The 801-nt window shown below is 55.9% G+C and carries 2 protein-coding genes; both read left to right on the forward strand.

What is annotated here, in order from left to right; all coding sequences use genetic code 11:
* On the forward strand, window positions 1-154 hold a 154-nt coding region (locus PsWM33_RS25210), incomplete at its 5' end, for a DUF2460 domain-containing protein (protein ID WP_193778472.1).
* Window positions 151-801 (forward strand): DUF2163 domain-containing protein (locus PsWM33_RS25215; protein WP_153040011.1); only part of this gene is annotated, 651 nt, incomplete at its 3' end. The genes PsWM33_RS25210 and PsWM33_RS25215, both read left to right, overlap by 4 nt.

Here is an 801-nt window from a genome sequence, read left to right on the forward strand (position 1 = left end):
CTTTGCTTCTGCCCCACCTGCAGGAGAAGAAGTTACAGCGGGCTTTGAGTTTGATGTTCCTGCTCGCTTTGACACCGATATGCTGGAACTGACGCTAAACGCTCACGTGCAGGGCAGTGTGACCAATATTCCGATTGTTGAGGTGCTGTTATGAGGCAGCTAAATCCAGCCCTTGCAGAGCACCTGCAGGGCAACTGCACCACCTTGTGTTGGTGCTGGCGGGTCACGCGGCGCGATGGCGTGAAGCAGGGCTTTACAGACCATGACCGGCAATTGGTTTTCTTGGGTGTTGTGTTTGAGGCAGCCGCTGGTTTTACCGGAACGGATGTAGAGGCAAACCTTGGCCTTGCCGTTAACAACATGGATGTAGAAGGCGCGTTTTCTTCTGACAAGATCACGGAAGCAGACATTGCAGCCGGGCTTTATGATGATGCGGAAATCGTGCTTTACCGGGTGAACTGGCAAGATACTTCTCAGCGGGAAGTTATGCAGCGCGGCAACATTGGCGAGGTGAGCAGAGGCGAGCTTGCTTTTAACGCAGAGATGCGCAGCCTTGCCCACCGGCTCAACCAGAACACCGGCCGCACTTACCAGTATGGCTGCGATGCTGAGCTGGGAGATAGCCGCTGTGGTGTGAACCTGCAGGCACCGGAGAACAATGGGGCGGGCAGTGTAACAGCGGTGAAAGATCGGGTGTTTACCTGTGCCGGCTTGGGTGGCTTTCCGGCCGACCGGTTCTCATGGGGGCAGCTTCACTGGACCACCGGGGCAAACAAAGGTGCCCGCGTCAAAATCAAAGTG

The sequence above is a fragment of the Pseudovibrio sp. WM33 genome, from assembly GCF_001623165.1.
GTDB lineage: Bacteria > Pseudomonadota > Alphaproteobacteria > Rhizobiales > Stappiaceae > Pseudovibrio.